The sequence below is a fragment of the Actinoplanes sp. NPDC049265 genome (assembly GCF_043197135.1).
GTDB lineage: Bacteria > Actinomycetota > Actinomycetes > Mycobacteriales > Micromonosporaceae > Actinoplanes.
This window is the reverse complement of record NZ_JBICSP010000011.1, coordinates 252,359-278,317: the sequence shown is the minus strand read 5'-3', so window position 1 is coordinate 278,317 and position 25,959 is coordinate 252,359. Positions and strand designations below refer to the sequence as shown.

The window sequence follows — 25,959 nt, the reverse complement described above, 5'->3', positions numbered from 1 at the left end:
AGTGGTGGCCCCGGGCGCCGTCCGGGCCTCGGACACCGCCCCGAGCTACCACCGACCTTCGACGACGGGACACTCTCATGCCCAACAGACCCTCCCGGCCGGCCACCACCGGTGTGGTCACCCGGGTCGAGCAGCTCACCCCGCACATGGTCCGGGTCGTCGTCGGTGGCGACGGGCTGGCCGGCCTGGCCTGCGGCGAGTTCACCGACCACTACATCAAGATCTTCTTCCCGCGGGCCGGCGTCGACTATCCCGAGCCGTTCGACATGGGGGAGATCCGCGAGACGATGCCGCGGGAGACCTGGCCGGTGGTGCGTACTTACACCATCCGCAAGTGGGTGCCCGAGCTGCCCGAGCTGTGGATCGACTTCGTGGTGCACGGCGACGCCGGCGTTGCGGGACCGTGGGCCACCCGGGCCCGGCCCGGCGATGTGATCCGGTTCATGGGGCCCGGTGGGGGGTACGCGCCCGATCCGGAGGCCGACTGGCACCTCCTGGCCGGGGACGAAAGTGCTCTCCCGGCGATCGGCGCCGCCCTCGAGGGCCTGCCCGCGGGCGCGAAGGCGTACGTCTTCATCGAGGTCACCGACGAGACCGAGGAGCAGAAGCTGGAGACCGCGGCCGACGCCGAGATCACCTGGCTGCACCGCGGCGACCGGATGCCCGGCAGCGAGCTGGGCCCCGTCGTGCGCGCGCTGCCGTTCCCGGCGGGCCGGCTGCACGCGTTCGTCCACGGCGAGGCCGGCTTCGTCAAGGATCTGCGCGGCTACCTGAAGGTCGAGCGCGCGATCCCGATGGAGCAGCTGTCCATCTCCGGTTACTGGCGCAACGGGCTGAACGAGGACGGCTGGCAGTCGAGCAAGCGCGAGTGGAACCAGCAGGTCGAACAGGAGCAAGGCCAGTAGGAAACATCAGCGGATCAGCGGGGGCAGGATCAGCAGCATCGACGCCGACCAGGTGATGTGGGTCAGGATCGGCGCGAGCACGCCGCCCGAGGCGCGCCGCTGGAGCCCGAGCACGGCGCCGACCAGGACGGCCGCGAAGACCAGCATCGGGTTCAGGGTCGCGACGGTCGCGGCCGCGTAGATCACGGTGGAGACGAGTACGGGGTGCCGGTGCCCGATCGCCGCGAACAGCGCGCCCCGGAAGAAGAGCTCCTCGGCCACCCCGTTGAGCACGGTGATCAGCAGCACCGGGACGAGCACACCCTCCCGGGCGTGGGCCAGCACGTCGTTGACCGAGTCGCGCAGTGGTGGCAGCTCGCGCACGACGAGCGCACCGGCCACGAAGATCCCGGCCGTGACCAGCCCGGTCGCGATCGGTGTGAGGATCGGCCGGCGCAACCGCCCGCGGAACGGGAGGTGCCCGAGGTGCAGCGGACCGGAGACGAACGCCCCGGCCGCCCAGACCAGCGCCACGGCCACGGTCAAGGGGTAGAAGCTGGGGTCACCGGGCCGGGTCGCGAGCGACAGGCCGAGCAGCACCGCACCGGCCACCAGCGTCCCGGCGGCCACCACGCGGCGCCGCCGGAAGGCCCGGTCGGGCTGGGCGTGGTCGCGTTCGACCCGGTCGATCAGCGACGGGGCGAGCACGCGGCGCAGCCTGTTCATGATGCTTCCGTACCCACGAAAAGGCCCTCCAGATCATCCGTCCGGAGGGCCTTTTCGACGGCTGTGCGATCAGGCCCAGAAAACGTAGACCGCGCCGTACTTGGCCGCCTTGGTCTGGCCGTCGGTGCAGGAGCCGGCGGGCGCCGTGCCGCCGGTGGTCCGCAGGCGCTGGATGTACGTCGCCTTGGTGAAGACGCCGTTCTTGCCGCTGTGGCCGTTGACCTGGAGCAGCAGCTGCGGGATGGCCCCGGACACCGTCGACTCACCGATCTTGGTGGCGGTGATGATCGAGCCGTCGCGCTTGTTCTCCCAGGTCGGGCCCTTGTAGTGGTGAACCGGGCCGATCGAGCCCATGAGCTGGGCCTCGGGCACCGACGCGCCGGTGAAGACGCCGCCCGTGCAGGTGTAGGTCTGAGTGCCGCTGGTCACCGCGGCGAAGCCCAGGAAGCGGGAGCCGGCCGGCGGCCGGATGGTGGCGGGGACACCGGAGCCACGGAACTCGGCGCCGGCCGCGGACGATGCCGCGGCGCTGGTGTTCTCGGCGGCGGAGGCGTTGTAGGTGACGGCGCCGAGGCCGGCGACGACGACGGCGGCAGCGGCCACGGTGACCGCGCGGAGACGGGTGCGACGGGACATGGAACTGAACTCCTCCGTTTTGACGACCATCGAGCAATGGCGTCGATCAGCTCGTACGGCCATGGATACGAACCGCTTCAGGGAAGAGTTCAAGCAAAGACCGGGAAGAATGGTTAATGCCTGGCCAACAGATTCTTAGGAATACCTTTGCCGGCGTTCATCGAATGCGGCGGTGCCGGAACCGTTTGCGGCCGCGGCCGCGGCGGCTGCGGGCGGTGACGATCAGGAAGACCGCGATCACCGCGGCGAGCGATCCGCCGACCACCACCGGCAGGCTCAGCCCGTACGGCAGCTCCTCGCTGACCGGGCTGCTCAGCGGGCGGGCCGACGGCTTCGCGGACGGGGCCTTGGCCACCGCCGGCGGTTTCGAGGGCTTGGGTTTCGGCAGCGGGCCGTCGCGGCCGATGATGCCGAGGATCCAGGGCGCCACGGTGTCGATCCGGCCGCTGCGGTCGGCGCCGGTGTGCGGGCAGGTCGGTCCGCCGCTGACCACGCCCACGACGACCGCGACGCCGGACTTGTCCTTGGTGAAGTAGGGGCCGCCCGAGTCGTGCGGGCACGGACTGGTGGTCGACTTCGGGGACTTGCCGGTCATGCCCAGCAGATACCGGTCGACCGAGGTGACGGTGAACTGGCCGGTCTGCATGCGATCGGTGGTGTCCGACTCGTCGCCGTTGACCAGGCCGAATCCGATCAGGCGGACGCGCAGCCCGAGCCGCGGTTTGCCGCGGTTGAGCTTGGCCGGCGTGATGTCCTTGATGTCGTGATCGAGTTTGGCCAGGGCCACGTCGGCGACCGAGGACTGCTTCACGGCGATGACCTTGGCCTCCTGGCCGGCCGAACCGGTCAGATCGGCGCGGCCGACGGTGGCCACGGTGCGCTTGGCGACCGGCCGGGCCACCCGTTTCAGGTTCTTGTCCCGGAAACAGTGCCCGGCGGTGAGCACCCAGCGTGAATTGACCAGGCTGCCCGAACACGACGAGTCGCGGGTGCCTCCGCCCTTCTCAGGGAGGTCGAACATCGACAGTTTGACCGAGAACGGGTAGTCGCCGTCGTCCACGTCCTCGCCGTTGGCGATGGCATAGGCCGGGGCGGCGCCGCCGAATCCGGCCGCACCGATAACCGAGAGTACGCAACCCGCCAACACGATTGACAGTTGCCGTCGCCATCGCACGCCGAGATATTGCCCCACCCAGGCAAGACCGTTTGTGTGAGCAGATGGTTACAAGTCCTTTCAGGACATCGACCGGCGTACCCGGGTGGTGTTGACTGGAGACCGCGTAACCAGATCTGCACCCTGAGTGAGGTGAAGATGAGGATGGACACGATGGCCGAGGCGTTGCGGGCGGCCGCCGGACCCGAGATGTTCCATCGGAACGCGTTCCGGATCACCGGTTTGCCCACCACCGCCGACCGCATCGCGGTCCACCGGCGGCACGAGCAGGCGGCCGTGGCCGGGCACCCGGCCGACGTCGACGCCGTCGAGGTACGCGCCGCCTGTGAGCGCCTCCTGGAGGACCCGCGGCGCCGGCTCATCGACGAGCTGTTCTGGATGTGGGACGTACCCGGCAATGACTGCAAGTGCGCCAGATCACTCCACGATGAGCACGATCGGGCAGTCATCATGTATGGCCGAGCCCTGGATCACGAGCTGAGCAACCCCGACGACGACGCCACCCTGGAACACCTCTGGGATGACGCCTCCCGCCGGTGGGACGCCCTGCTGCGCGACGAGGGCCTCTTCGAGCATCTGCTGCACCGGGTGCAGGTGCTGAACGACGCCCGGCTGCCCGAGACCGCCATCGACGAGATCCGCGACGGCCTGCCCGCCACGCTGCTCCAGCCGCTGGTCATGGTGGCCGTGGCGGCCAAGGACCCGGCCCGCCCGGCCCGTTGCGCCCGGGAGTGGACCGGCCGCCGCGAGGTGGCCGAGGACCTGCTGGCACGCACCGCCGACCCGCTCTACGCCGAGGTCGACGCGATCGCCGGGCGGGTGCGGTCGCTGCTCGAGGCGGGCATGGTGGATTCGGCGATCGACGAGGCCAAGACCGCGATGGGTACGCTCACCCGGCTGCGCGCCCTGCTCCCCCCGACCGGGCACCGGCGCACCGCGCACGTCTCCGAGCTGCTCGCGATCGCGTTCAACAACTGTGCCAGCCGGCTCTACGAGCAGTCCGGACCGCTGGCCGACCGGTTCACCGAGCTGTTCCCGGTCGCCGCCGAGCTCGCGATCACCTCGCACACCCGGCAGACCATCGCCGAGAATCGCCACATCATCGGGACCGCCGCCGACAAGCTGACCATGGGCGTACGCCTGATCCGCCAGTTCGCCGACTCCGGCCAGCCCGCCGTGGCCGGTGAGGAGGCCGACCGCCTGCGCCGCGAGCTGGCCGAGATCCCCGGCGCCGCCACCGAGATCGACCGCACCATCGAGGAACTGCGCCAGCGCCGCCGCCTGCCCGAGACCACCACTTCCAAGCTCGGCGGCTGGCTGCTGGGCACGGTGCTCGTCGCGTTCGTGCTCGGCGTGATCGTGATCCTCTACTTCTGACGTGGAACCCCGGCCGCGGCTGCACCCGTCCGGCGCCGACCGCTGGCGCCGCGACATCGCCGGCACCGCCGCCCGGACCTCCCCGAGGTGAACGGTCGCCGGGTCAGGACCCACCCGGCGCCGGCCAGTAGGTGGGACGGGGGCGGCCACCCGCGCGCAGCGCCGACGTGTCGGTCTGCGGAACCATCGGATAGAGGCTGGAGTATGCCTGCCAGGACGGCTGCGGCTGAGGCTCGGGCGGGGCCTGGGACCGGGACAGCGACAGCAGCACATCCTGGGCGGCCTGGTGGAACCGCTGGTCGGCGATCAGCCCGTGGCCGTCGACGGCGGTCGGACCGAGCGGGATGCGGATGCAGGCCGCCCGCAGCACCCGGGCGCCGCCGTGGTCGAGCACCGCCTCCAGGCCGGCCCGCGCGCCGTCGTCCTGGCCAGGCGGGGCGATCGACAGCCACGCCACCGGTTTGCCGGTCAGGTGCGGGCCGTCGGTCAGCCAGTCGAGCAGGTTCTTGAGGCTGCCGGGCAGCGAGCCGCCGTACTCCGGGGTGCAGAAGAGCAGCCCGTCGGCCGCCGTGACCTGGTCGCGGACCAGGGCGACCGACCCGGGCACCCGATCCTCCAAGGGCACGAACGCCGGCAACACCCGCAGCGCGTCGTAGAGAACGGCCGTGACACCGGGCGGCGCGACCCGGGCGGTGGTCCGCAGGGCGGCCGTCGGCAGCGAGTCGTCACGGGTGCTGCCCGAGATCAGCAAAATGCGCGCCATGGCCGAGACGATAGGCCCCGCACGGTCGAACGAAAAGCCGGAGTCGATACCGTGCATCCATGATCAGCGATGCCGCCGTACCGGCTCAGCCGCGCCGGATCGGCCGAGTAACGACCTCCTGCCTCCTGCTGCTGGCCGAGCTGGCCTGGCTCGCGGTCGCCGGCCTCTACTCGCTGTCGGTCGTCATCCTCGGCCACGACGAGGTGCGGCAGGGCGAGCTGGGCGTGGGCGAGTGGGCCGTCGGGCTCGGCGCTGTGGCCGTCGTCCTCGCCACCGGCCTGACCGGGCTGGTCCTGACCGTCGTCAGCGCGTTCCGGACGGGGTCGCGATGGCTCGTCCGTGTGATCGCCGGCCTGTTGGTGACCGGCGTCGGCGTGGTCACCGGCCTGGTCTATCTGCTGTGGCACTGAGCTGCTGTGACCCGGAGCTTCTCGTGCACTGAAGGTGGCCCAGGCGCGATTCGAACGCGCGACACCCGCTTTAGGAGAGCGGTGCTCTATCCCCTGAGCTACTAGGCCTCGGGCAGCAGCCTACCAGCCGATGTCGCGCGACCGGCTGTTCGCTCGTCGCACTGCTCGCCGGAACGGTCGCCGTCCGCCGACGCCGGTTACGACCTGGGCTCTCAGACCGAGCCGGATTGCGTACACCCGGTCTGGCCGGCCGCCCCCGGCGATCCGCAGATGTCGATGCGCCTGGAGATCGAGGTCGACGACCTGACCGAGGTGGTCGCGTTCGCCGTCAGCGTGGGCGCTGAGGAGGCGTCCTTCCAACCATGGCGGCCATGTCCGGGTCATGCTCGATCCGGCCGGCCATCCGTTCCGCCTCTACCTCGACGAATAGCGGTGCACCGCACTGACCCGGAGGAAGTCGAGCTTCTCCGCGTCCGGTCCGCGCTGCGACGTCGAGTAGATGACGACCTTGATGTCGGAATCCGGTGCGACGACCACGTCGCAGTCGAGCACGACGTCACCCACCAGCGGGTTGTGCACGGTCTTGACCAGGCTCCGATGGGCGGCCGCCCGCCCCTCGTCCCACAGTCCGGCGAACCGGGGGCTGCGCGAGCGCAGGTCGGCGACGAACGCCCGGAAGCGGGGATCGTCGTGGTGGTCGGCCGCGGAGCGCCGGAGGTCGGCGACCAGGGCGCGCTCGAACGCCTCGGGGCCGCCGTGGGTGGTCGCGACCTGACTGACGCTGTCGTCGATGAAGACCTGGACGAGGAGGTTCTGGTCCGGGTCGGCCGCCACCGGCGGGGTCTGGAACAGGGCCTGCCAGAGCGGCGTCGAGGCCAGCTGGGTCCAGTCGGCGGCGAACACGGCCAGCGGCAGGTCGGACATGCGGGCCAGCATCCGCTGCACCCCGGCCGGTATGTGGTGCGAGACGGTTCCCGATGCCGGTGGGGTCAGGCCGGCCGCGCGGTGGAACAGCGCCGTCTCGGTGCGGCTCAGCTGCAGGGCGCGGGCCAGCGCGGCCACCACCTGCGCCGACGGGGTACGGGCGCGTCCCTGCTCGAGCCGCATGATGTAGTCGACGCTCACCCCGGCCAGCTGCGCCAGCTCTTCCCTTCGTAGCCCGGCCGTGCGGCGCCGGCCGAAGGACTGCAGCCCGACATCGGCCGGCGTGAGGTGCTCGCGCCGGCCGCGGAGCATCTCGCCGAGGGACAACGGTTCCGAACTCATCGCCTCCATGGGTAGCACGGTCTTTCCCTGGCTGCCGCGGAAGGCGGGCCGCAGGGTCGAGACATGACGACAACGCTCATCACCGGCGGTAACCGAGGTCTCGGTTTCGAGATCGCCCGCCGCCTCATCGACGCCGGACAGACCGTCTGGATCGGCGCCCGGGACGCCGAACGTGGCCAGGCCGCCGCCGACCGGCTCGGCGCCCGGTTCGTGCCGCTGGACGTGACCGACGACGGGTCGGTCGGTGCCGCCGCCGCGACGATCCGGGCCGCGGCCGGGCACCTCGACATCTTGATCAACAACGCCGGGATCCTCGGGGACGTCACGTCGCCCGAGGAGATGACCGTCGCGCACCTGCGGCCGGTCTTCGAGACCAACGTGTTCGGCACCGTACGGGTCACCCACGCGTTCCTGCCGTTGCTGCGGGCGGCCGAGGCGCCGTCGGTCATCAACGTCACCAGCGGCGTCGGGTCCTTCACGCTGATCCACGACCCGGACCGGGTCGAGTCGCGGTATCCACTGGCCGCCTACGGGTCGTCCAAGGTCGCGGTCACCATGCTGACCATGCAGTACGCCCGGACCATCCCGGACATCCGGTTCAACGTCGTCGATCCGGGCCAGTCGGCGACCGATTTCACCGGCGGACTCGGTCACAGCGTGCGGGACGGTTCGGACGCGGCCGTACGGATCGCCACCCTCGGCGACCGGACGCCGACCGGCACGGCGACCGACCGCGACGGCGTTCTGCCCTGGTGACCGGCGGCCGGGTCAGTCGAGACTCGGCAGGGTGGACGGGCCGTTGTCGACCAGGGAGAACGTCGTCTCCAGGGGCGAGTCGCCCAGTTCCTCGGCGATCAGGCCGGTCGGGCGCTCCTGCAGGAACGCGCCCTGGTTGGCGATCGTGTAGGTGGGCCGGCCCTGCGCGTCGTTCTTCTTCTGCCGGGCGACGTCGAACAGCTGGCCCGCCCGGGACGTGTCGCAGGCGGTGGCCACGACGGTGAGCGGGGCGCTGCCGTTGCTCTTTACGCCCATGCAGTCGGGCTCGCCGCCGGTGCCGGCCGTGGCCGTCTTGATCTGGTATTTGCCGCCGACCGGGCTGAACACGAACAGGCTGTGTTCGGGCTGGCCGTCGGTCAGGGTCAGCCGGCCTTTGGCGTCGACCGCGACGATCGACTCGGTGCTCGGGTTGGGCCGGATCACGACCTGGCGCCGGCCGGACAGGGGCGACCCCGACGACCCGCTCTCGGACTTGGTGGTGGCCGAGGGTGAAGGAGAGGACGAGGACGAGGGCGACGGTGAGGCGGCCGGAGCCGGGTCGGTGGCCGTGGCGCTGGGCGGCGCGGCCACGGGTGCCGCGGCGGGTGTGCAGGCCGGCTGGGTGAGCACCAGACCGGCGGTCAGGACACCGAAGACGAGCTTCTTCACGGGAACCCTCCAGGCTTGGCGACGTCCGACCTCATGCTCGTCGGTCACGGTGCCCACGGGGCGATCCGGGCAAACCGTGGCACAAAGCCGGTAGGTTCACCCGCGGCGCGCAACCGGGGTCGGCAGCGGCTCGGTGACCTCGGCGTACAGCACGCCGGGAACCCACCGCCGTCCATCTCAGACCGTGGTCGTACGACTAGGGTTGCGGCGTGACGGTACGACTGGTTGGTGCCCGTGAGATCCGTTCGATGCTCGCCCCGATCGCGCGGCGGCGTTTCTACAAGCTCGTCCGGCGTCGCGGCTTTCCGGCCCCCGCGGCGCAGCTCGCGCAGGGTCGCGTCTGGCCGGCTGAAGAGGTCGAGTCGTGGATAGCAGCGAACCGAAGGCCGTCGCCGCACGACGTCCGGCCAGCCGATCGTCAGGTGGTGCCGTCCGTGGTGTCCGGCATCCCGCAGACCGGCCAACCTGGCGCCGTTTCACTTCCTGAGCGGAGCCAGGTCGAGGCTGTCCAGGACCTTCGTCACCCGGGCGTCCTCGGCCGCCATGAACTGGTCGAAGGCGAAACCGTCGAGGTAGGCCTCGGTCCAGCCGAACCGTTCCCGGGCGGCCGCCCAGGCCGGTGAGACGGCCAGGTCACCGAGCATGCCGAGGAGGCGGGCACGGCCGGCGTCGCTCAGGCCGGGCGGCGCCACCATCCCGCGCCAGTTGTTGAAGACCACATCAAAACCGGCGTCGCGTACGGTCGGAGCCGGCAACGTGGGCACCGGCTTCTCGCTGGTCACGGCCAGCGCCCGGAGCTGGCCCGACTCGATCTGGTCGGCGTACTCGCTGATCCCCGACATCGCGAAGTCCACCTCGCGGCCGAGGATCGCCGCCAGCAGATCGCCGCCGCCGTCGTGCCGGTGGTAGGCGACCCGGGCCGGCGGCAACCCGACCGCCTCGGCCAGCAGCATCGTGGCCAGGTGATCCGGCCCGCCCGGCTGCGACCCGCCACCGATCCGCACACCACCGGGGTCCGCCCGCCAGCCGGAGATCAGCGCCTCCAGCGACCCGTACCCGGAATCGCGCCGGACCACCAGCACGGCCGGCTCCTGCACCAGCCGCGCCACCGGCGTCGTCTCCCGCAGCGTGACCCGCGCGTCCGCGGTGATCTGGGCACCGACCAGGCCCAGCCCCATGAGCATGAGCAGCCGCTCGTTGCCGCGCTCGTAGACCAGCCGTCGCAATCCGACCACACCACTGGACCCGGGCAGGTTGAACACCTCGACGCCGCGCGCGATCCCACTCGAGTCGAGCGCGGCCGCCAGCACCCGCGCGGTGATGTCGTAACCACTGCCGGGCGGATTCGGCACCATGATCCGCAACCCGGCGTCGTTCTCGGCCGAACAGGCGGCCAGGGTCAGCGCCAGCGCCCCACCGAGGAGACTCCGCCGTCGCATGGCTGACAGCCAAGCCCTTTCCCTCGGGCCCGTCAACCAGCACCATTGGCGCATGCGCCAACGACTGTCGCTCGCCGGGCAGCTGCTGTTCCTGCAGCTGACCATCGTGCTGCTGGTCGTGGTGGCCGTGGCGGCGGTGTCGATCGCCGAGGCGGACGCCGCGTTCCGGCGGGTCGAGGGCGAACGCCTGCGCTCGGTCGGTGAGAACACGGCGATCAACAGCACGGTACGCCTGGGCCTGCGCGACGACGGCCTGCAGCGGGAGGTGCTGGAAACCGTCGCGGAGACGGCGCGGGCGGTGTCCGGCGCGTCCTATGTGGCCATCACCGACTCCAGCGGCGTGGTGGTGACCGGTCCCGACGCCGGGCAGCCGGCCCGCATGGGCGCCAGCACGGGACTGGCCGGGCGGTCCTGGGTCGGCGTCCTCGACGAGCCGAAGGAACTGGTGGCGCACGTCCCGGTCCTGGACGAGAAGGACGGCCACTTCATCGGCATGATCGTCGTCGGGCGGGCGTACCCGACGCTGGTCGGCCAGCTCGGCAGCGCCGTACCCAATCTGCTGATCTATCTGATCCTGGGCGCGGCCGTCGGGGTCGGCGGGTCGCTGCTGCTGGCCCGCCGGGTGAAACGGCAGACGCTGGGGATGGAGCCACGCGAGATCTCCGGGCTGGTCGAGCACCGCGAGGCGATGCTGCACGGCATCAAGGAGGGCGTGATCGGCACCGATTCGGCGCACCGGGTGACGCTGGTCAACGACGAGGCGTTGCGGCTGCTCGGGCTGCGGTCCGATCCGGTCGGCCGCGAGCTGGCCGAGCTCGGTCTGGACGAGGCGCTGGTGGACGTGCTGACCGGCCGGTCGGCCGGCCTGGACCAGGTGGTGCTCAGCGACGACCGGGTGGTCGTGCTCAACCGGCGGCCGGTGGTGATGCGCGGCCGCGACGTCGGGTCGGTGACCACGCTGCGCGACCGCACCGAGCTGACCGCGCTGCGCCGCGAGCTCGACGTCAGCCGGCACACCACGGACACCCTGCGGGCCCAGGCGCATGAGTTCGTCAACCGGCTGCACACCATCGCCGGGCTGGTCGAGCTGGGCGAACACGAGGAGGTGGTCCGCTACATCACCCGGACCAGCGAACTCCACGAGAGCCTGGACCGCGAGGTCACCCGGGCGATCCGCGACCCCGCCCTGGCGGCGCTGCTGATCGCCAAGGCCAGTCTGGCCGCCGAGCAGAACGTCACGCTGACCATCGGCCCGGAGACGGACCTGCCGCCGGTCGACGAGCGGCTCTCCGCCGACCTGGTCACCGTGGTGGGCAATCTGGTCGACAACGCGTTCGACGCGGTGGGTGCGGGCGGTGAGATCACGGCGACGGTACGCACGGACGGCGACGACGTCGTGGTCACGGTGCGCGACACGGGGCCGGGCGTGGCGCCGGATCTGACCGAGCGTGTCTTCCAGCAGGGCTACAGCACCAAGGGCGAGGAGGACGGCCACCATGGGCTGGGGCTGGCCATGATCCGGCTGATCTGCGTGCACCGGGGTGGGCGGGTGTCGGTGTCCGGGTCGACGTTCACCGCCCGGCTGCCACTGCTGCTGGAGGCCGTCGCATGATCCGGGTGCTGGTGGTCGACGACGACTTCATGGTGGCGAAGGTGCATCGAGGCTTCGTCGACCGGGTGCCCGGCTTCACCACGATCGGGGTCGCCCACACCGGGGCGGAGGCACTGGCCCTCGCCGCGGCCGAACACCCCGACCTGGTACTTCTGGACATCTACCTGCCCGACATCTCCGGGCTGGAGGTGCTGCGCCGGCTCCGCGAACAGCAGGACGGCGGCGGCCCCGACGTGCTGGCGGTGACCGCGGCCCGCGACGTCGGCACGGTCCGCTCGGCCCTGCACGGCGGCGTGGTGCACTACGTCCTCAAGCCGTTCACCTTCGACGTCCTGCGCGACCGGCTCGAGCGGTACGCGGACGCGTACGGCCGCCTCGCCACCGCCGGCGACGTCCTCCAGTCCGATGTGGACGACCTGTTCGTGGCCCTCCGAACCACGTCCAAGACTCTGCCCAAGGGCCTCACCGAGGACACGTCGGCGCTGATCGCCGCGGCCATGCGCTCCTACGACGGCGACCTGTCGGCCGGCGAGTGCGCCGAACGGATCGGCCTGTCCCGGGTCAGCACCCGCCGCTACCTGGAACACTTCGTCGACACCGGCAAGGCCGAGGTCCGGCTGCGCTACGGTTCGGCCGGGCGCCCGCAACGTCGCTACCGCTGGATCGGTTGACTCTCTCCCCGCCCTGCCCTCCCCAGTGGCAGCCCAGAGCGGAATCCGGCCGCGAACACCGCTCGGCCCTGCCACTAAGTCTTGTCAGTGGTAGGCCCGAGCGGTGTCCGGGACGCGGATACCACGCGGGGGTCAGTCGTCCTCGGCGAAGACCAGCTTGCGCGGCTCCTCGGCGCCACGGCCGCGGAGCCGGGCGACGATCCGGGGCAGGTACGGCACCAGCACCGCGACCACCGCCAGCGCCAGCAGGACCACCGTCAGCGGGCGGGTGAAGAACACCGACATGTCGCCGTTGGACACGAGCAGGGCCCGGCGGAACTGCAACTCCATCATCGGTCCGAGGATCAGCCCGAGGATGACCGGCGCGATCGGGAAGTCGAAGTGCCGCATGCCGAAGCCGATCACCCCGACGCCGTACGCGATGAAGACCTGGTTGATGCTGCCGGTGGCCGCGTACACGCCCAGGGTGGCGAACACCAGGATCCCGGCGTACAGGATGGGCCGGGGGATCTGCAGGACTTTGACCCACACCCGGATGAGCGGGAGATTCAGGGCCAGGAGCAGCACGTTCCCGACATAGAGCGAGGCGATCAGCGCCCACACCAGATCCGGCGACTTGTCGAAGAGCTGCGGGCCGGGCTGCAGGTTGAAGATCTGGAACGCGGCCAGCATCACCGCCGCCGTCGCCGACGTGGGGATGCCGAGCGTGAGCAGCGGGACGAGCACACCGGAGAACGCCGCGTTGTTGGCCGCCTCGGGACCGGCGACGCCCTCGATGGCGCCCTTGCCGAACTCGTCGCGGTTCTTCGAGCGGTGCTTCTCGTACGTGTACGACAGGAACGTCGGCACGTCCGCACCACCCGACGGCAGCGCGCCGAACGGGAAACCGAACGCCGTCCCGCGCAGCCACGGCCCCCACGACCGGCGCCAATCGTCCCGGCTCAACGTCGGCGTACCCGGCTGGATCGGCTCCACCGCGGCCGGCAGCGAGCGGAGCCGGGACGCGACGTAAAGCGTCTCGCCGATCGCGAACAGCCCGACGATCACGACCACCACGTCGATGCCTTCGAGCAGTTCGGTCGTACCGAAGGTGAAGCGGGCCTGCCCGGTCAGCCCGTCGATGCCGACCAGGCCGAGGAACAGGCCGAACATCAGCGCGATCAGCCCGCGCAGCAAGGATCGGCCGACCAGCGCGGTCACCGCGACCATGGCCAGCAGCGCCAGCGCGAAGTAGTCGGAGGCCCGGAACGTGGTGGCCAGCTTGGCCACCGGCTGGGCGAACAGGCTGAGCAGCAACGTCGAGATGGTGCCGGCGACGAACGAGCCGATCGCCGCGGTGGCCAGCGCCGCCTTGGCCCGGCCGCGGCGGGCCATCTGGTAGCCCTCGATCGCGGTGGCCACTGAGGCCGACTCACCCGGCGTGTTGAGCAGGATGGACGTGGTCGAGCCGCCGTACATGGCGCCGTAGTAGATGCCGGCGAACATGATGAACGTGCCGATCGGGTCGTCCAGGCTGAACGTGACCGGCAGCAGCAGCGCGATGGTCAGCGCCGGTCCGATGCCCGGCAGCACCCCGACGAACGTGCCCAGCGTGACGCCGATGACGGCGTACAGGAGGTATTCGGGTTGCAGAACCGTCCCGAAGCCGGACAGCAGGTCGCCGAGGAAGCTCACAGCGGGAACACCCCCGCGGGCAGGAAGATGTCGAGCAGGCGGGTGAAGGCGAAGTAGACGGCCAGTGGCAGCACCAGCGCGACGATCACGTCACGGACCAGGCCGCGACTGCCCAGCACCCGGGACACCGCGATGACGAAGAGGAAGGCGGAGATCACGAAGCCCGCGTACTCCAGCGCGAGCGCGAAGCCGACCAGGCAGCCGACCACCCCGAGCGGCGTACGCCAGCTGATCGTCTCGTCCTTCTCTTCGGCCTCCTCGCTCTCCCGCCGGAAGCGCAGCAGGTAGATCCCGGCGATGACCACCCACCCGCCGGTGACCAGCACGGGTGCGAGCCGCGGACCTTGCGGGCTGAAGTCCCCGCCGGCGGCGTTGAGCGCGGCCAGCAGCAGGCCGACCCCGGCGAGCAGCAGGATCAGCGGAAGGACCCACCCGGAGCGGCGGCCGGCGACAGGCCGCCGCTCCGGTTCGGACTCGAGCGTCATCCGCCGAGCCCGATCTCGGTGAGTACTGCGGTGATCCGCTGGTTCTCACTCTCGAAATAGGCTTTCGCGTCCGCGCCGCTCTTGTAGAAGTCCTCCCACCCCTGATCGGTGAGTGTGGTCTTCCACTGCTGCGACGCGTGCAACTTGTCGATCATCCCGGTGATCGCCTGCTGGGTCGGCGCGTCGATCCCCGGTGGGGCGACGATGCCGCGCCAGTTCATCAGGTCGACGTCGTACCCCTCGTCCTTGATGGTTTTGGCCGGCGTGCCGCCACCGACGTCGACGCCCTTTGCGCCGGACACCGCGAGCGCACGCACCTTGCCCGCCGAGACCAGGTCCTTGAATTCGCTCTGCCCCGAGACGGCCGCGGTCAGGTCGCCGGCCAGCAGGGCCGCCTTGGACTCGCCGCCACCGGAGTAGGCCACGTACTTCATCGACTTCGGGTCGGCGCCGGCCGCCTTGGCCAGCAGGCCGATCAGAATCTGGTCGGTGCCACCGGCCGAGCCGCCACCCCAGTTGATCGAGGCAGGGTTCGCCTTGGCGTCGTCCATCAGCTGCTTGAGATTCTGGTACTTGGAGTTCGCCGGCACCACGATCACCTCTTGCTCGGCGGTGAGCGTCGCGATCGGCGTGACCTGGTCGAGTTTCACGGGCGACTTGTTCGACACGACCCCGCCGACCATGACCAGACCCATCACCATCAGGTGGTGCGCGTCGCCGCGGTTCTTGGACACCAGCTGCGCCAGCCCGATCGTCCCCGCCGCGCCGGTAACGTTGTACACCTCGACCGACTGGTCAATGATCTTGCCGTCGGTGAACGCCTTCTGCATCGTGCGCCCGGTCAGATCCCAGCCCCCACCCGGCGCCGCGGGCACCATGAGCTGCAGAGTCTTGGTCGGATACTGAACCGGCCCACCGCCCTTGGCCGCCCCCGGCGAATCCCGCTCGCAGCCGGCCACCGCCCCCGCGACCAGCATCGCGGACATCGCCACCGCCAGTGCACGCCTCACGACCGGCTCCTCACGTTACGACCTCGTTTCGCCGATGCTGCCGCGAGGTGGTGACGCCGGTCACGCTTCCGGAGACGATGGTCGTTTTGTTTATTTAGAAACCAACACCCATTCCCAGGTACGGGCACAGCAGAGTCCCGCCGTCAACGCGCCGGCCAGTCAGATCCGGACGGCATGCTGCTGGAGGCGCGGCCGGCCTGCTCGACGACGATGATCCGGAGACGAGCATGTGTTCGATGTGTACATGAGCCCAGGGTCGGTGACCGAGCGGCTGCACTTCTATGCGGCACCCTATTCGGCCGGCACCCGGACGGGCGACGGCGGCGGCCTGCACGACGACGGCGAGGACATCGCGGTGGTCGAGTTGCCGTTCGACGAGGCGCTGGCCATGTGTCACGATGGCCGCATCGCCGACGCCAAGACGATCATGCTGTTGCAGTGGGCGGCAATCAGCGGACCTTTCGGCCGGTCATTGACCGTCTGAACGGGACTCCCGCACGCTGGGGGCATGGCTTTCAGGCGGGCGAAGGAGCGGGTCGCCTTTGTGGACGGCTTCGCCTTCCCGGTGGGCGTGCGCCGGCGCATCGCCGCGTCGCGCCCCGGCCTCACCGAGGCGCAACTGACATTGGTCGAGGCGGCGGCGCGGCAGTGGTTCCGGCTGTTCGCGCGCCATCCCCGCGGCGCCCGTTCGGTTCCGTCGGTGCTGGTCACGGATTGGTGGCGCGAGTTCGTCCGGCACGAGCGCGAGTACGCTGAGTTCACCGCCGCCGCAGCCGGGCGCCCCCTGCCGTTCGCCGAGGTGAGCGGTGCGCTGGCCGTCACCTACCGCCAGGCCCGAGCCGACGAGCCGGCCGGCCTCCCGCTGCTCTTCCGGGTCGACGGTGAGGCGGGCGTGCCCGACGCGAGACGCTACCTAGCCGACTGCGGCGGCCGAGGCCAGTGCTGGCCCGTGCCCGGGGCGACGTGCTTGCAACATCTTGACGGCGCAGGCACCGCACCGGGCAGCCGTGGACGCTTCCGCCCGCCGCCTCCTCCGCCCGAGTGGACGAGCAGCGCCGGCGGTGACCCAGGCGGCTTCTAACCCTCGACTTCCCGCTGTCGCCTGGCGCTGTCGCCTCCCGCCTTCGCCTCCGTCTCCCCGCCAGTCCGTCAGGCCGCGAACGCCTCCCGGCAGTGGCGGACGAAAGTCGCGGCCGCCGGGCTGGGCCGCGGCCGCCAGACCACGGCGAGCAGCGCGGGCACGTCGACCCCGTCGATCGGCAGCGCGACCAGTTCCGGGAAAGCGGCGGCCATCGACCGGCTGAGCACCGCGACCCCGAGCCCGCGCGCACCGAGTTCCGCGACCGCGGTGGGCGCGGAAGCCTCGAGCGCGATAACCGGCCGCAACTCAGCCGCGTCGCACGCCCGATCAAAGGCGCTGCGAATCCCGGTCCCCAAAGGCAAGGACACGATGGGGTACGCACAAAGCTCCGCCAAATCCACCCCACCCAGCCGGCCGACCTCGCTCATCCCTCCCGCGATGACCGCACGCCCGTGCCCGCCTGCCTTGTCTGGTCTGCTCCCGTCGACCGTGTGGTCTGGTCCGTCTGCCTTGTCTGGTCTGCTCCCGTCGACCGTGTGGTCTGGTCCGTCTGCCTTGTCTGGTCTGCTCCCGTCGACCGTGTGGTCTCGTCCGCCTGCCTCACCCTGTCTGCTCCGACCGGCCGCGTCGTCTCGTCCGCCTTCTTCACCGTGCCTGTTCCGGCCGGCCGCTTGGTCTCGTCCACCGACCGCGTGATGTCGCCCCTCTGCCTTGGCGTGCTTGCGCGCGGCGGCTGTGTGGTCGCGCGCGCCTGCCTCGCTTCGGCGGTTCGCACTGACCGCGTGGTCGTGGGCGTTTACCCCTCCTCGTTCGTCCACGCTGGCCGGATGGTCTTGCACGCCTGCCCCGCCGGGCCTGCTCGTGGCGACTGTGTGGTCGCGGGGGATTGCCTCGTCGGGCCTGCTCGTGGCGAGGGGGTGACCGGGCGGGACCATGGCCGCCAAGCCCTCGCGGATGATCACCTCGGACGAGAGGTCGTCAGGCGGCTCGCCGGCGATGCCGACCAGCGCCACATCGGACGCTCCCGAGCGCACGTCGGCGATCAGCGCATCCGAGTTGCCCTCGCGAAGGTCCAGCTCGATTCCGGGATGTTCCCCGTGAAACCCGGCAATAGCCCCGAACCACGGTTTGACCTCGCAGCCCTGCACCATGCCGGCGACGAGCCGGCCGCGGACCAGGCCGTTGACGTCGTCGACCGCACCACGCAGGTGACCGGCCGCCGCGAGCGCCTCCCGTGCGAACGGCAACGCCGCCTCTCCGGCGCCGGTCAACCGTGCGCTTCGCGCCGTCCGGTCGAACAGCTCCGCACCGAGCTCCGACTCCAGCGCCCGGATCTGCGCGCTGACCCCGGACTGACTGATGTGCACCCGTTCCGCCGCCCGCGTGAAGTTGGCCTCTTCGGCCACCGCGACGAAGTACTCCAGCTGTCGCAGTTCCATAACCGCAGATTCTAGCTGCGATAAAAACCATGAGTTGGACTTGTAGTAGCAGCTGGGCGAGGGTGAAGCCATGAGCCAACGAGAGAAGGCACTGAAGCCGGAAGACCTGACCCGCCTGTTCGTCGAGCGCGCGAACGCCAAGGACGCTGAGGGCCTGTCGCTGCTCTACGAACAGGACGCGGTGATGGCCTACCCGCCCGGGAAGCAGACCGTGGGCCGGGCCGCCATCCGCGAGCTGTGGGAGAACGCCCTGCCGCACATGCCGGCGTTCGAGCCCGAGGAGCCCCTGCCGACCCTGATCAGCGGCGACCTGGCCCTGACCTCGACGCCGCCGAAGGACGGCTCCGGCGCCCGGGCCCAGGTCGTCCGCCGTCAGGCCGACGGCTCCTGGCTGCGCGTTCTCGATCAGCCCGAGTTCACCAGGCCGGATCAGTCGCGCTGATCGTGGCTACTGTTCGGCCGGCCGGGTCAGCGCGGGCTGGGGTGGCGTCTCTCAGAGCACCACCACCAGACGTCGGTCGGCGGTGCCGGCGGCCTGGCGGGACCAGGCGTCGCCGATGTCAGCGAAGTCGACCGTCTCATAGTCGAGGGTCAGCCGCCCGCCGCGCACGTGTTCCGCGATGACGGCCAGGGCGTCCGCCCGCTGTTCCTTGGTCAGCTCGGTATTCGTGTAACCGAGCACGCTCAGGTGCTTGCCGCGCAGGGTGGCCGAGTCGATGGGCGCGGTCTCGTCGGCCGAGCTGCCCAGGTTGACCAGCCGGCCGCCGGGCCGCAGCACATGCAGCGCCGACACCGCGGGGGCCCCGAACACCGGGTCGATCACGAGGTCGATCGGCCCGTGCTCGGCCAGCCGCTCGTCGAAGCCGGGCCGGTCGAGCCGGACCACGGCCGAAGCCCCGGCCCGCTCGGCCCGGCGCTGTGCGGCGTCCGAACGGCACTCGGCGATCACCCGGCTCGCATTGTGCAGCGTCGCCAGCTGGATCGCCGCCTGCCCGACGACGCCGCCTCCGCCGAGGACGAGCACCCGCTCGCCCGCCCGCAGGTCGCCGCGCCAGGTCAGCGCCATCAGCGCGGCGACCGCGGACAGGCCCAGAGCGGCGACCAACCGATGGTCCACCCCCTCAGGCAGCGGAACGACGTCGCCGTCCGCGGCCACCGCCCACTCGGCCATGCTGCCGTTGCCGGGACGCATCCCGGCCGACGTGGCGAACCACACCGGGGTGCCGTCCTCGAGCTCGCCGACGCCCTGCACGCCCGGGATGTACGGCGTGGCCGGCGTGCCGAAGTACGACGTGCCGGTGGCGCAGAGCAGGTCGAGCGGCGTGATCGAGGCGGCGGTTACGCGCACCCGGACCTCGCCCGGCCCGGCGGCGGGCTGCGGATGCTCGGCCACGGCCGGTGGCTTGCCGCAGGTGTCGATGACGGCGGCGCGCATCATGTGGCGATGTCGGGGTAGGGCTGGTCGAAGTGCTTGAGCCGGGCGCCGAAGGCCATCTGGTATTCGAGCGGACCGTGGTCGCGCTCGAACATCGCGATGAACAGCGTCAGCGTCAGGAACGGGTGCGCGCCCAGCTCGAACAGCTTCACGTGGTTGTGGGTGGCCAGCGCCCCGCGTTCCTCGTCGGTGAACTTCAGCCAGGTGCTGGCCTCGCCGTCGTGGCAGTTGAGCACCGCGTTCGCCCGCTCCGCCTCCCACCAGTTGACCGTGCCGGTGGGGTCCTCCCGGTAGCGTTCGACCAGGTCGGGGTCGCGGTCCACTGTGTAGAGGAACTTGTTCACCAGGTACTTGCTCATTTCGGCGCTCCGTTCGGGTACCAGGTGAAGTACGCCTCCATGGTGTGGAAGAGGTCGAGGCTGTCGACGTAGTCCGCCTTCACGCCGGCGCCGGCCACGCCCATCATCAGCATGAAGTCCATGAACCCGTGGGTCGCGTTGCCCGGCGCGTGCAGGCTGTCCAGAGTGACCTCGGAAAGGCAGCCCTCCAGGTCACCGGTGGCGATCCACTCGACGGCCTTGCGGTCGAATTCCGGGTCGGGGCCGTGCGGACCGAACTGGCGCGGCCCGCCCAGCTCCAGCGACAGGTGGCCGGTGCCGATGATCGCCACGCGCAGATGAGACGGCCAGGCCTCGACGATCTCGCGGATCGTCTCGCCCAACTGCACGAAGCGTTTCGGCCGGGGGAGGGGCGGCGCGAAGATGTTCGTGTAGATCGGCACGATCGGCAGGTCGGCCTCGGGCCGCAGGGTGATGATCGGGCACGTGATGCTGTGGTCGATCCGCAGCTCGTTGCTGAACGCCAGGTCGAAGTCGCGGTCCAGGCCCTCGCGCAGCAGGTGCGCGGACAGCTCCTCGTCGCCCTTGAGCAGCATTTTGGGCAGGCCGAACTCGCGTTCCTCGTTGTACCAGTTCGCGTCGTAGAACGGGGCCTTGCCGATCAGGAACTGTGGCATGTTGTCGAGCCACAGCTGATGGAAGTGGTCGGAACCGACCATCACCAGCACGTCCGGGTTCGCCCGGGTCAGCGTCTCGCGGAACGCGGTGATTTTGCGAACCCACTCGTCGGCGAAGGGCGGACGGTCCTCACCGGTGGCCGTGCTGGCCCGGTAGTAGAACGGGTGGTGGGTGGAGGCGATCACCGCTACGACGGTGGCCACGGCGGCTCCTCTCTCTGTGGTTTAGTCGGTTTGATCGAGATCGGTGTAGACCGCGTTGCGGTCGACAGTCAGGTACATGTCCATGCCGAGTGGGCGGCGCCGTTCCTCGGCGAGGTGGCCGAGCAGGCCGGCCGCGCGGGCCAGCAGGGCGAAGCCGCGCAGCAGCTCGACCGGGAGACCCAGGTCGGCCAGGGCCGCGCCGCAGACTCCGGCGCCGTTCAGCGGAAGGGTGCGGCCCAGCACCTCGGGGTGCACCCTTCCGATCGCCTCGAACAAGCGCAGGTGCGGGCCGCGGAGTCCCTCCTCCTCGGCGATGCCGATCAGGACGGGGGTACGCGGATCACGCACCTTGTGCACCGGATGCCCGAGGCCGGGGATGAGCTGCTTGGCCGCCCGGGCGCCCCGGACCGCCTCCAGCGCGACCGCGTCCCACCCGGCGTCGTCCTCCGGCCGGGCCGGAAGCCCCTGCAGGGTCTCGTGCAGGAACCGTCCACAGTCCTCGGTGACGCCGAGGAAGCGGGAGCCGCCGCCGAGCAGGCCGGCCGCGAGGGCGCCCTGCAGTGACTCGGGCGCACTCAGATAGGTCAGCCGCGCCGCGATCGCGGTCGGCGTGAACCCGTGGTCGGCCAGGGCGACCAGGACCGCCTCGAACACCCGGGTCTCGCCCGCTGTGGGCCGGCGCCCGGCCACCAGCCAATAGGCCAGCTCGCCGAACCCGACCTTGCCCATCAGATCGGCGGCCAGGTCTTGCCCGAGCAGCCGGATCTGGTCCGCGTCGGACGTGCCGATCGAGGTCGGGAAGCTCAGTTCTCGGTCAGCCACGCGCGGATCTCCTCACCGTGCTCGTTCAGGGCGGGCGGCGGCAATTCGTATTCCGCCGGGGTCTGCGAGAACGTGATCGGGTTGCGGACCCCCGGAGTGTCGCCGACCGTCACCACCGGGTCCAGGCCCAGTTCCTCGGCCAGCGCGAAGCCACCGTCGATCGTGTTGATCGGGGCGCACGGGACGCCGGCGGCGAGCAGGTCGCGGAACCACTCGTCCTTGGTCCGCTTGGTCAGCCGCTCGACCAGGATGGGCCGGAGCTCGGCGCGGTTGGCGGTGCGGTCCTGGTTGTGCGCGAAGCGCGGATCGTCGGGCAGGTCGGGCAGGTCGAGCACCTGGCAGAGCTTGCGGAACTGGCCGTCGTTGCCGGTGATCACGATCAACTCGCCGTCGGCGGTGGGCAGTGGCTCGTACGGGAACAGGCTGGGATGCGCGTTGCCCATCCGGAACGGCACGGTGCCACCGGCAACGAACCCGCTGCTGTGGTTGACCAGCCCGGACAACGCCGACGACAGCAGGTTGACCTCGACGTGCTGGCCGGTGCCGTGCTCGTCGCGGTGTCGCAGCGCGGCCAGGATGCCGATGCTGGCGTGCATGCCGGCCATCACGTCGAACACCGAGATGCCGGCGCGGTAGGGCGGGCCGTCCGGGTCGCCGGTGAGGCTCATCAGCCCGGAGATCGCCTGGACCATCAGGTCGTACCCGGGATAGCTCGCGCCCTTGCCGCTGCCGAAGCCGGTGATCGACGCGTAGATGATGCCCGGATTGGTGCCGCTGACCGTCTCGTGGTCGAGTCCGAAGCGCTTGAGCCCGCCGGGCCGGAAGTTCTCGATCAGCACGTCGGCTCGGCGGGCCAGGCGCTGGGCGACGTCGAGGTCGTCGGGGTTCTTCAGGTCGAGGGCGATGGACCGCTTGTTGCGGTTGATACCGAGGTAGTAGGTCGCGATGCCGTCGCGGACCGGTGGCATCCAGGTCCGTGTGTCGTCACCGCCCGGACTCTCCACCTTGATGACCTGCGCGCCGAGATCGGCCAGCAGCATCGTCGCGTACGGACCCGCGAGGATCCGGGAGAAGTCGGCCACCACCAGGCCGCTGAGAGGTCCCATGTCCACCCTTCATGAGTGCGTCCATGCGTTCGCTGTGCGGACGATCGTCCGCTGACGAGAAGTCTTCTCCCTCGTTCGCGACGGTGTCAACCGGCTCGTGAGGTTGTGGAAATCCGGCCTTGACATGCCGTAAACGAGGGGGGCAACCTGGTGGCCTCACAGCGACCGCCAGACGGACGACTGTCCGCCGAGGCTCGAAGGGGAGTGAACGGCGATGAGTGAACCCGTGGTCTTCCGCAACGGCTCAGTGCTCACCATGGATGACGCGCACACGGTCCTGACGGGTGCGGACGTCCTGGTTGTCGACGACAAGATCGCCGAGGTCGGCGTCGGCCTCGCCGTGCCGGAGGGCACCGTGGAGATCGACGCGACCGGCGGCATCGTGATGCCCGGCATGATCGACACCCACCGGCACATGTGGCAGACCGCGATGCGCGGGTACGGCGCCGACTGGACCCTGACGCAGTACTTCGTCTGGTATTACCTCGAGTCCGGCAAGCTGTTCCGCCCCGAGGACATCTACGCCGGCAACCTGCTCTCCGCCATCGAGGCCATCGACGCCGGGGTCACGACGACCGTCGACTGGTCGCACGGCCTGCAGACGCCGCAGCACGCGGACGCCGCCGTCGACGCGCTCGAAGCGGTGCCGGGCCGGTTCGTCCTGGCCTACGGCAACATCCAGCAGGGCCCCTGGGAGTGGTCGACCAGCGACGGGTTCCGCGACTTCGTCAACCGGCGGATCTCCAGCGGCAACGACATGCTCGGCTTCCAGATGGCGTTCGACGTCACCGGCGACCCGTCGTTCCCCGAGAAGGCGGCCTTCGAGGTGGCGCGTGAGCTCGGTGTGCCCGTGACCACGCACGCCGGGGTGTGGGGCGCGACCAACGACGACGGCATCCGGCTGATGCACGAGAACGGCTTCATGACGCCACAGAACATCTACGTGCACTCCGCCACGCTCAACAAGGACTCGTACCACCGCATCGCCGCCACCGGCGGGTCGGTCTCGGTCTCCACCGAGAGCGAGCAGAGCGCCGGCCAGGGCTACCCGCCCACCTGGACGCTGCGCGACCACAACATTCCGGTCTCGCTGTCGATGGACACCAGCGTGTGGTGGAGCGGCGACCTGTTCTCGGCGATGCGCACCACCCTCGGCGCCGACCGGTCACGTGAGCACATGGCGGCGCACGCGAACGCCGAGACCGTCACCCACCTGCACCTGCGCGCCGAGCAGGTGGTCGACTGGGCGACCCGGGGCGGCAGCAAGGCGCTCGGCCTCGACGACAAGGTGGGCAGCCTGCAGCCGGGCAAGAAGGCCGACATCGTGCTGATCAAGAACGACGCCTCGCCGGTGATGTTCCCGATCCTCAACCCGTACGGTCACGTCGCGTTCCAGGCGCAACGCGGCGACGTGCACACCGTGATGGTCAACGGCCGCCTCGTGAAGCGCGACCATCGGTTGGTCGACGTCGATCTGGCCGCGGCCCGAGCCAAGGTTGAGGCCACCGTCGAGCACCTGATTGGTGAGATGGGTCAGGAGGCCTGGGAAAAGGGCATGAACCCTGACATCCCGGAGACCAAGGTGATGGACAACCCCTACACGTACACCCAGTGGGATGCCGGTTCGGCACAGTGGAAGCATTGAGTCTCATGGGACTCGAAGGAGGCAGGATGGCGCGCGATGACGCCGGCCCTGACTTCATCGAGGCCTTGGCCCGCGGGCTGGAGGTGTTGCGGACCTTCCGGCCGGAACGCCGGGTGTCGACGCTCAGTGAGATCGCCGCTGACACCGGGCTCGCCCGGCCGACGGTGCGGCGGATTCTGATGACGCTGGTGGCGCTGGGGTACGTACGCAACCACGACCGTGGGTACGTGCTGGCGCCACGGGTGCTCGAGCTCGGGATGACGTACATCAACGCGCTCGACCTGTGGGATGTCGCTAGGCCGCACCTCGAGAAGCTGGTCGTGCAGACGAACGAGTCCAGCTCGATGGCGCAACTGGACGAGGGCGACATCGTCTACGTCGCCCGGGTAGCGGTGCCCAAGATCGTGACGCTGGCCGTCTCGATCGGCACTCGCTTCCCCGCCGTCGCCACCTCGATGGGCAAGGTGCTGCTGGCCGCGCAGGACTTCAACTCGCTCGACCACCTGTGGGAGGAGCCGAGCCGGTCCGGCATCACGCCGCGGTGGCAACCGACACCGAACGAACTGTTCCGGGAGCTGCGCGAGGTCCGGGCGAAAGGGTGGGCGCTGGCCGACCAGGACCTCGCACCCGGCATCCGGTCGATCGCCACCGGGATCCGGGACGCCGAGGGTGAGGTGGTCGCCGCGGTGAACGTGACCGTGCACGCCGCCGAGACCTCGGTCGAGAAGTTGACCGGCGAATATCTTCCGTTGCTGCTGCGGGCGGCGTCCGACATCAGCCACGACTGGGCGATGCTGGGCAGCCTTCCGGAGAAGAAGATCACCCCCGGCGGTGGGGGATGAGTAATCATTCATGGCTTTCCTGGCCATCGATACTGGCCGGAAGCGGTTCCTTGGCGGCACGATCGACAGGTGACGACCGTTGGGCGCCTGCCTTTTCCGATCTCGCTGACCGGCGGGGGCGTCCAGCTGCGCGAATGGACCTCGGAAGACCTCGACGACCTGGTTGAGCTGCTTGATGAGCCGGCCATCGCCCGGTGGACGCCGATGCCGTCGCCGTTCGACATGCCGGCCGGGCTCGCGTACCTGAAACGGGCCCAGCAGGGGCGGATCACCGGGCAGCGCATCCAGTTGGCGATCACGGCCGACGGGGGGACGCCGCTCGGTGAGGTGCTGCTCTTTGGGGTCGACCTCGGCCTCAAGGAGGCCGAGCTGGGCTATCTGGTGGGTGCGCGCTTCCGTCGGCGGGGGCTGGCGTCGGCGGCGCTGTCAGTGCTTTCCGGGTATGCGCACGGCACGCTCAATCTGAGCCGGTTGCTGCTGCGGATCGACCCGGCCAACACGGCCAGCACGGCTGTGGCGCGGCGCTGCGGGTATCGGCTCACCGGCGAGCCGCCGATTCTGCAGGAAGGGCCTTACGGTCCGAGCAGCCTGGACACCTGGGAACTGGTCGAGGCGCACGCCGGCGCCCGTCGCGATCGGCTGCGTAACGTGCCGACCCGCCGCTACGGCCGCCGCTGACAAACAGAGCCCGTGCATGTGGGTCGGGCTGGCGATATGCCGGTCGCACGCTCCTCGCCATAGCGGGCCGTTGGGCGTAATGGTGTGCCCGAGACCGGCGCTGAGGGAATCCAGGACCACCTGCACGACAATCTGCTCGG

The 25,959-nt window shown here is 70.3% G+C and carries 27 protein-coding genes, 1 tRNA gene and 2 pseudogenes; 12 read left to right on the top strand and 18 right to left on the bottom strand.

All coding sequences use genetic code 11. The features are described 5' to 3' along the window. The first annotated feature begins 77 nt into the window (after nt 1–77). Nucleotides 78–905, top strand: coding sequence for a siderophore-interacting protein (locus ACGFIO_RS26210; RefSeq protein ID WP_392829462.1), 828 nt, complete (start codon nt 78–80; stop codon nt 903–905). Nucleotides 906–911: 6 nt separating this feature from the next. Here ACGFIO_RS26210 and ACGFIO_RS26205 read toward each other — a convergent pair whose 3' ends face one another. From ACGFIO_RS26205 to ACGFIO_RS26195, 3 genes are all read right to left on the bottom strand, one after another. Then, nucleotides 912–1,610 carry a CPBP family intramembrane glutamic endopeptidase gene (locus tag ACGFIO_RS26205; protein ID WP_392829460.1) on the bottom strand — a complete coding sequence of 233 codons (699 nt, stop codon included), beginning with the start codon at nt 1,608–1,610 and terminating at the stop codon, nt 912–914. A gap of 69 nt (nt 1,611–1,679) precedes the next feature. Then, complete coding sequence (locus tag ACGFIO_RS26200) at nt 1,680–2,246, bottom strand: DUF3455 domain-containing protein (RefSeq protein ID WP_392829459.1); 567 nt, start codon at nt 2,244–2,246, stop codon at nt 1,680–1,682. A 157-nt stretch (nt 2,247–2,403) separates the two neighbouring features. Next, nucleotides 2,404–3,420: a S1 family peptidase gene (locus tag ACGFIO_RS26195; RefSeq protein ID WP_392829457.1), complete on the bottom strand. Its 1,017-nt coding sequence runs from the start codon at nt 3,418–3,420 to the stop codon at nt 2,404–2,406. A 132-nt stretch (nt 3,421–3,552) separates the two neighbouring features. Between ACGFIO_RS26195 and ACGFIO_RS26190 the strand changes: the two genes are divergently transcribed. Then, nucleotides 3,553–4,797 (top strand): hypothetical protein, encoded by a 1,245-nt coding sequence (locus ACGFIO_RS26190; protein ID WP_392829456.1) that lies wholly within the window; start codon nt 3,553–3,555, stop codon nt 4,795–4,797. 103 nt (nt 4,798–4,900) lie between these two features. On the opposite strand, the gene ACGFIO_RS26185 is transcribed toward ACGFIO_RS26190, so the two are convergent. Then, nucleotides 4,901–5,560: an NADPH-dependent FMN reductase gene (locus tag ACGFIO_RS26185; protein ID WP_392829454.1), complete on the bottom strand. Its 660-nt coding sequence runs from the start codon at nt 5,558–5,560 to the stop codon at nt 4,901–4,903. Nucleotides 5,561–5,619: 59 nt separating this feature from the next. Here ACGFIO_RS26185 and ACGFIO_RS26180 point away from each other — a divergent pair, with 59 nt between their 5' ends. Then, nucleotides 5,620–5,970, top strand: coding sequence for a hypothetical protein (locus tag ACGFIO_RS26180; protein ID WP_392829453.1), 351 nt, complete (start codon nt 5,620–5,622; stop codon nt 5,968–5,970). A 35-nt stretch (nt 5,971–6,005) separates the two neighbouring features. On the opposite strand, the gene ACGFIO_RS26175 is transcribed toward ACGFIO_RS26180, so the two are convergent. Both ACGFIO_RS26175 and ACGFIO_RS26170 read right to left on the bottom strand, forming a co-directional pair. Next, nucleotides 6,006–6,078: transfer RNA gene (locus tag ACGFIO_RS26175), tRNA-Arg, on the bottom strand. Between the two features lie 306 nt (nt 6,079–6,384). Next, nucleotides 6,385–7,236: a helix-turn-helix domain-containing protein gene (locus tag ACGFIO_RS26170; protein ID WP_392829451.1), complete on the bottom strand. Its 852-nt coding sequence runs from the start codon at nt 7,234–7,236 to the stop codon at nt 6,385–6,387. Nucleotides 7,237–7,299: 63 nt separating this feature from the next. Here ACGFIO_RS26170 and ACGFIO_RS26165 point away from each other — a divergent pair, with 63 nt between their 5' ends. Beyond that, the gene (locus tag ACGFIO_RS26165) at nt 7,300–7,992 is read left to right on the top strand and encodes an SDR family NAD(P)-dependent oxidoreductase (protein ID WP_392829450.1); all 693 of its coding nucleotides are present in this window, start codon (nt 7,300–7,302) and stop codon (nt 7,990–7,992) included. Nucleotides 7,993–8,004: 12 nt separating this feature from the next. Here the strand turns inward: ACGFIO_RS26165 and ACGFIO_RS26160 are convergent, their stop codons facing one another. Together ACGFIO_RS26160 and ACGFIO_RS26155 are read right to left on the bottom strand one after the other, a co-directional pair. Continuing rightward, entirely contained in the window at nt 8,005–8,661 is a 657-nt protein-coding gene (locus tag ACGFIO_RS26160; protein ID WP_392829448.1) for a hypothetical protein, read from the bottom strand. A 476-nt stretch (nt 8,662–9,137) separates the two neighbouring features. Then, nucleotides 9,138–10,100: a tripartite tricarboxylate transporter substrate binding protein gene (locus tag ACGFIO_RS26155; protein ID WP_392829447.1), complete on the bottom strand. Its 963-nt coding sequence runs from the start codon at nt 10,098–10,100 to the stop codon at nt 9,138–9,140. Nucleotides 10,101–10,152: 52 nt separating this feature from the next. Between ACGFIO_RS26155 and ACGFIO_RS26150 the strand changes: the two genes are divergently transcribed. Both ACGFIO_RS26150 and ACGFIO_RS26145 read left to right on the top strand, forming a co-directional pair. Continuing rightward, nucleotides 10,153–11,712, top strand: a complete 1,560-nt coding sequence (locus tag ACGFIO_RS26150) for an ATP-binding protein (RefSeq protein WP_392829446.1) — start codon at nt 10,153–10,155, stop codon at nt 11,710–11,712. Next, a complete protein-coding gene (locus ACGFIO_RS26145) occupies nt 11,709–12,383 on the top strand; it encodes a response regulator (RefSeq protein WP_392829444.1) in 675 nt (224 codons plus the stop codon). Before ACGFIO_RS26150 ends, ACGFIO_RS26145 begins: the two co-directional genes overlap by 4 nt. 132 nt (nt 12,384–12,515) lie before the next feature. Here the strand turns inward: ACGFIO_RS26145 and ACGFIO_RS26140 are convergent, their stop codons facing one another. Genes ACGFIO_RS26140 through ACGFIO_RS26130 form a run of 3 tightly spaced genes read right to left on the bottom strand, consistent with a single transcriptional unit; the run spans nt 12,516 to nt 15,552 of the window. Beyond that, nucleotides 12,516–14,057 carry a tripartite tricarboxylate transporter permease gene (locus ACGFIO_RS26140; RefSeq protein ID WP_392829443.1) on the bottom strand — a complete coding sequence of 514 codons (1,542 nt, stop codon included), beginning with the start codon at nt 14,055–14,057 and terminating at the stop codon, nt 12,516–12,518. After that, nucleotides 14,054–14,542, bottom strand: coding sequence for a tripartite tricarboxylate transporter TctB family protein (locus tag ACGFIO_RS26135; protein ID WP_392829442.1), 489 nt, complete (start codon nt 14,540–14,542; stop codon nt 14,054–14,056). Before ACGFIO_RS26135 ends, ACGFIO_RS26140 begins: the two co-directional genes overlap by 4 nt. Next, nucleotides 14,539–15,552 carry a Bug family tripartite tricarboxylate transporter substrate binding protein gene (locus ACGFIO_RS26130; RefSeq protein ID WP_392829440.1) on the bottom strand — a complete coding sequence of 338 codons (1,014 nt, stop codon included), beginning with the start codon at nt 15,550–15,552 and terminating at the stop codon, nt 14,539–14,541. The genes ACGFIO_RS26135 and ACGFIO_RS26130 overlap by 4 nt, the downstream gene beginning before the upstream one ends. A 259-nt stretch (nt 15,553–15,811) precedes the next feature. Between ACGFIO_RS26130 and ACGFIO_RS26125 the strand changes: the two genes are divergently transcribed. Together ACGFIO_RS26125 and ACGFIO_RS26120 are read left to right on the top strand one after the other, a co-directional pair. Continuing rightward, nucleotides 15,812–16,036, top strand: coding sequence for a hypothetical protein (locus ACGFIO_RS26125; protein ID WP_392829438.1), 225 nt, complete (start codon nt 15,812–15,814; stop codon nt 16,034–16,036). A gap of 24 nt (nt 16,037–16,060) precedes the next feature. After that, nucleotides 16,061–16,633 (top strand): hypothetical protein, encoded by a 573-nt coding sequence (locus tag ACGFIO_RS26120; RefSeq protein ID WP_392829436.1) that lies wholly within the window; start codon nt 16,061–16,063, stop codon nt 16,631–16,633. 68 nt (nt 16,634–16,701) lie between these two features. On the opposite strand, the pseudogene ACGFIO_RS26115 reads toward ACGFIO_RS26120, so the two are convergent. Beyond that, nucleotides 16,702–17,025, bottom strand: a pseudogene (locus tag ACGFIO_RS26115) (LysR substrate-binding domain-containing protein); the annotation flags it as partial. Nucleotides 17,026–17,541: 516 nt separating this feature from the next. After that, nucleotides 17,542–18,072 (bottom strand): annotated as a pseudogene (locus ACGFIO_RS26110) (LysR family transcriptional regulator); the annotation flags it as partial. A gap of 91 nt (nt 18,073–18,163) precedes the next feature. Between ACGFIO_RS26110 and ACGFIO_RS26105 the strand changes: the two are divergent. After that, nucleotides 18,164–18,514 (top strand): YybH family protein, encoded by a 351-nt coding sequence (locus ACGFIO_RS26105; protein ID WP_392829553.1) that lies wholly within the window; start codon nt 18,164–18,166, stop codon nt 18,512–18,514. A gap of 51 nt (nt 18,515–18,565) precedes the next feature. Here the strand turns inward: ACGFIO_RS26105 and ACGFIO_RS26100 are convergent, their stop codons facing one another. The 5 genes from ACGFIO_RS26100 to ACGFIO_RS26080 are packed head-to-tail and all read right to left on the bottom strand — an operon-like array spanning nt 18,566 to nt 22,654. After that, nucleotides 18,566–19,510 carry a zinc-binding alcohol dehydrogenase family protein gene (locus ACGFIO_RS26100; RefSeq protein ID WP_392829435.1) on the bottom strand — a complete coding sequence of 315 codons (945 nt, stop codon included), beginning with the start codon at nt 19,508–19,510 and terminating at the stop codon, nt 18,566–18,568. After that, complete coding sequence (locus ACGFIO_RS26095) at nt 19,507–19,866, bottom strand: hypothetical protein (protein ID WP_392829433.1); 360 nt, start codon at nt 19,864–19,866, stop codon at nt 19,507–19,509. The genes ACGFIO_RS26100 and ACGFIO_RS26095 overlap by 4 nt, the downstream gene beginning before the upstream one ends. After that, nucleotides 19,863–20,726 (bottom strand): extradiol ring-cleavage dioxygenase, encoded by an 864-nt coding sequence (locus tag ACGFIO_RS26090; RefSeq protein WP_392829432.1) that lies wholly within the window; start codon nt 20,724–20,726, stop codon nt 19,863–19,865. The genes ACGFIO_RS26095 and ACGFIO_RS26090 overlap by 4 nt, the downstream gene beginning before the upstream one ends. 21 nt (nt 20,727–20,747) lie before the next feature. Next, entirely contained in the window at nt 20,748–21,548 is an 801-nt protein-coding gene (locus ACGFIO_RS26085; protein WP_392829431.1) for a citryl-CoA lyase, read from the bottom strand. Further along, entirely contained in the window at nt 21,530–22,654 is a 1,125-nt protein-coding gene (locus ACGFIO_RS26080; RefSeq protein WP_392829429.1) for a CaiB/BaiF CoA transferase family protein, read from the bottom strand. Before ACGFIO_RS26080 ends, ACGFIO_RS26085 begins: the two co-directional genes overlap by 19 nt. 214 nt (nt 22,655–22,868) lie before the next feature. On the opposite strand from ACGFIO_RS26080, the gene ACGFIO_RS26075 reads away from it, so the two are divergent. From ACGFIO_RS26075 to ACGFIO_RS26065, 3 genes are all read left to right on the top strand, one after another. Further along, the gene (locus tag ACGFIO_RS26075; RefSeq protein ID WP_392829427.1) at nt 22,869–24,299 is read left to right on the top strand and encodes an amidohydrolase family protein; all 1,431 of its coding nucleotides are present in this window, start codon (nt 22,869–22,871) and stop codon (nt 24,297–24,299) included. Nucleotides 24,300–24,325: 26 nt separating this feature from the next. After that, nucleotides 24,326–25,141, top strand: coding sequence for an IclR family transcriptional regulator C-terminal domain-containing protein (locus tag ACGFIO_RS26070; protein WP_392829425.1), 816 nt, complete (start codon nt 24,326–24,328; stop codon nt 25,139–25,141). Nucleotides 25,142–25,210: 69 nt separating this feature from the next. Next, on the top strand, nt 25,211–25,819 hold the full coding sequence (locus ACGFIO_RS26065) for a GNAT family N-acetyltransferase (protein ID WP_392829423.1): 609 nt from the start codon (nt 25,211–25,213) through the stop codon (nt 25,817–25,819). The last annotated feature ends 140 nt before the right edge of the window (nt 25,820–25,959 follow it).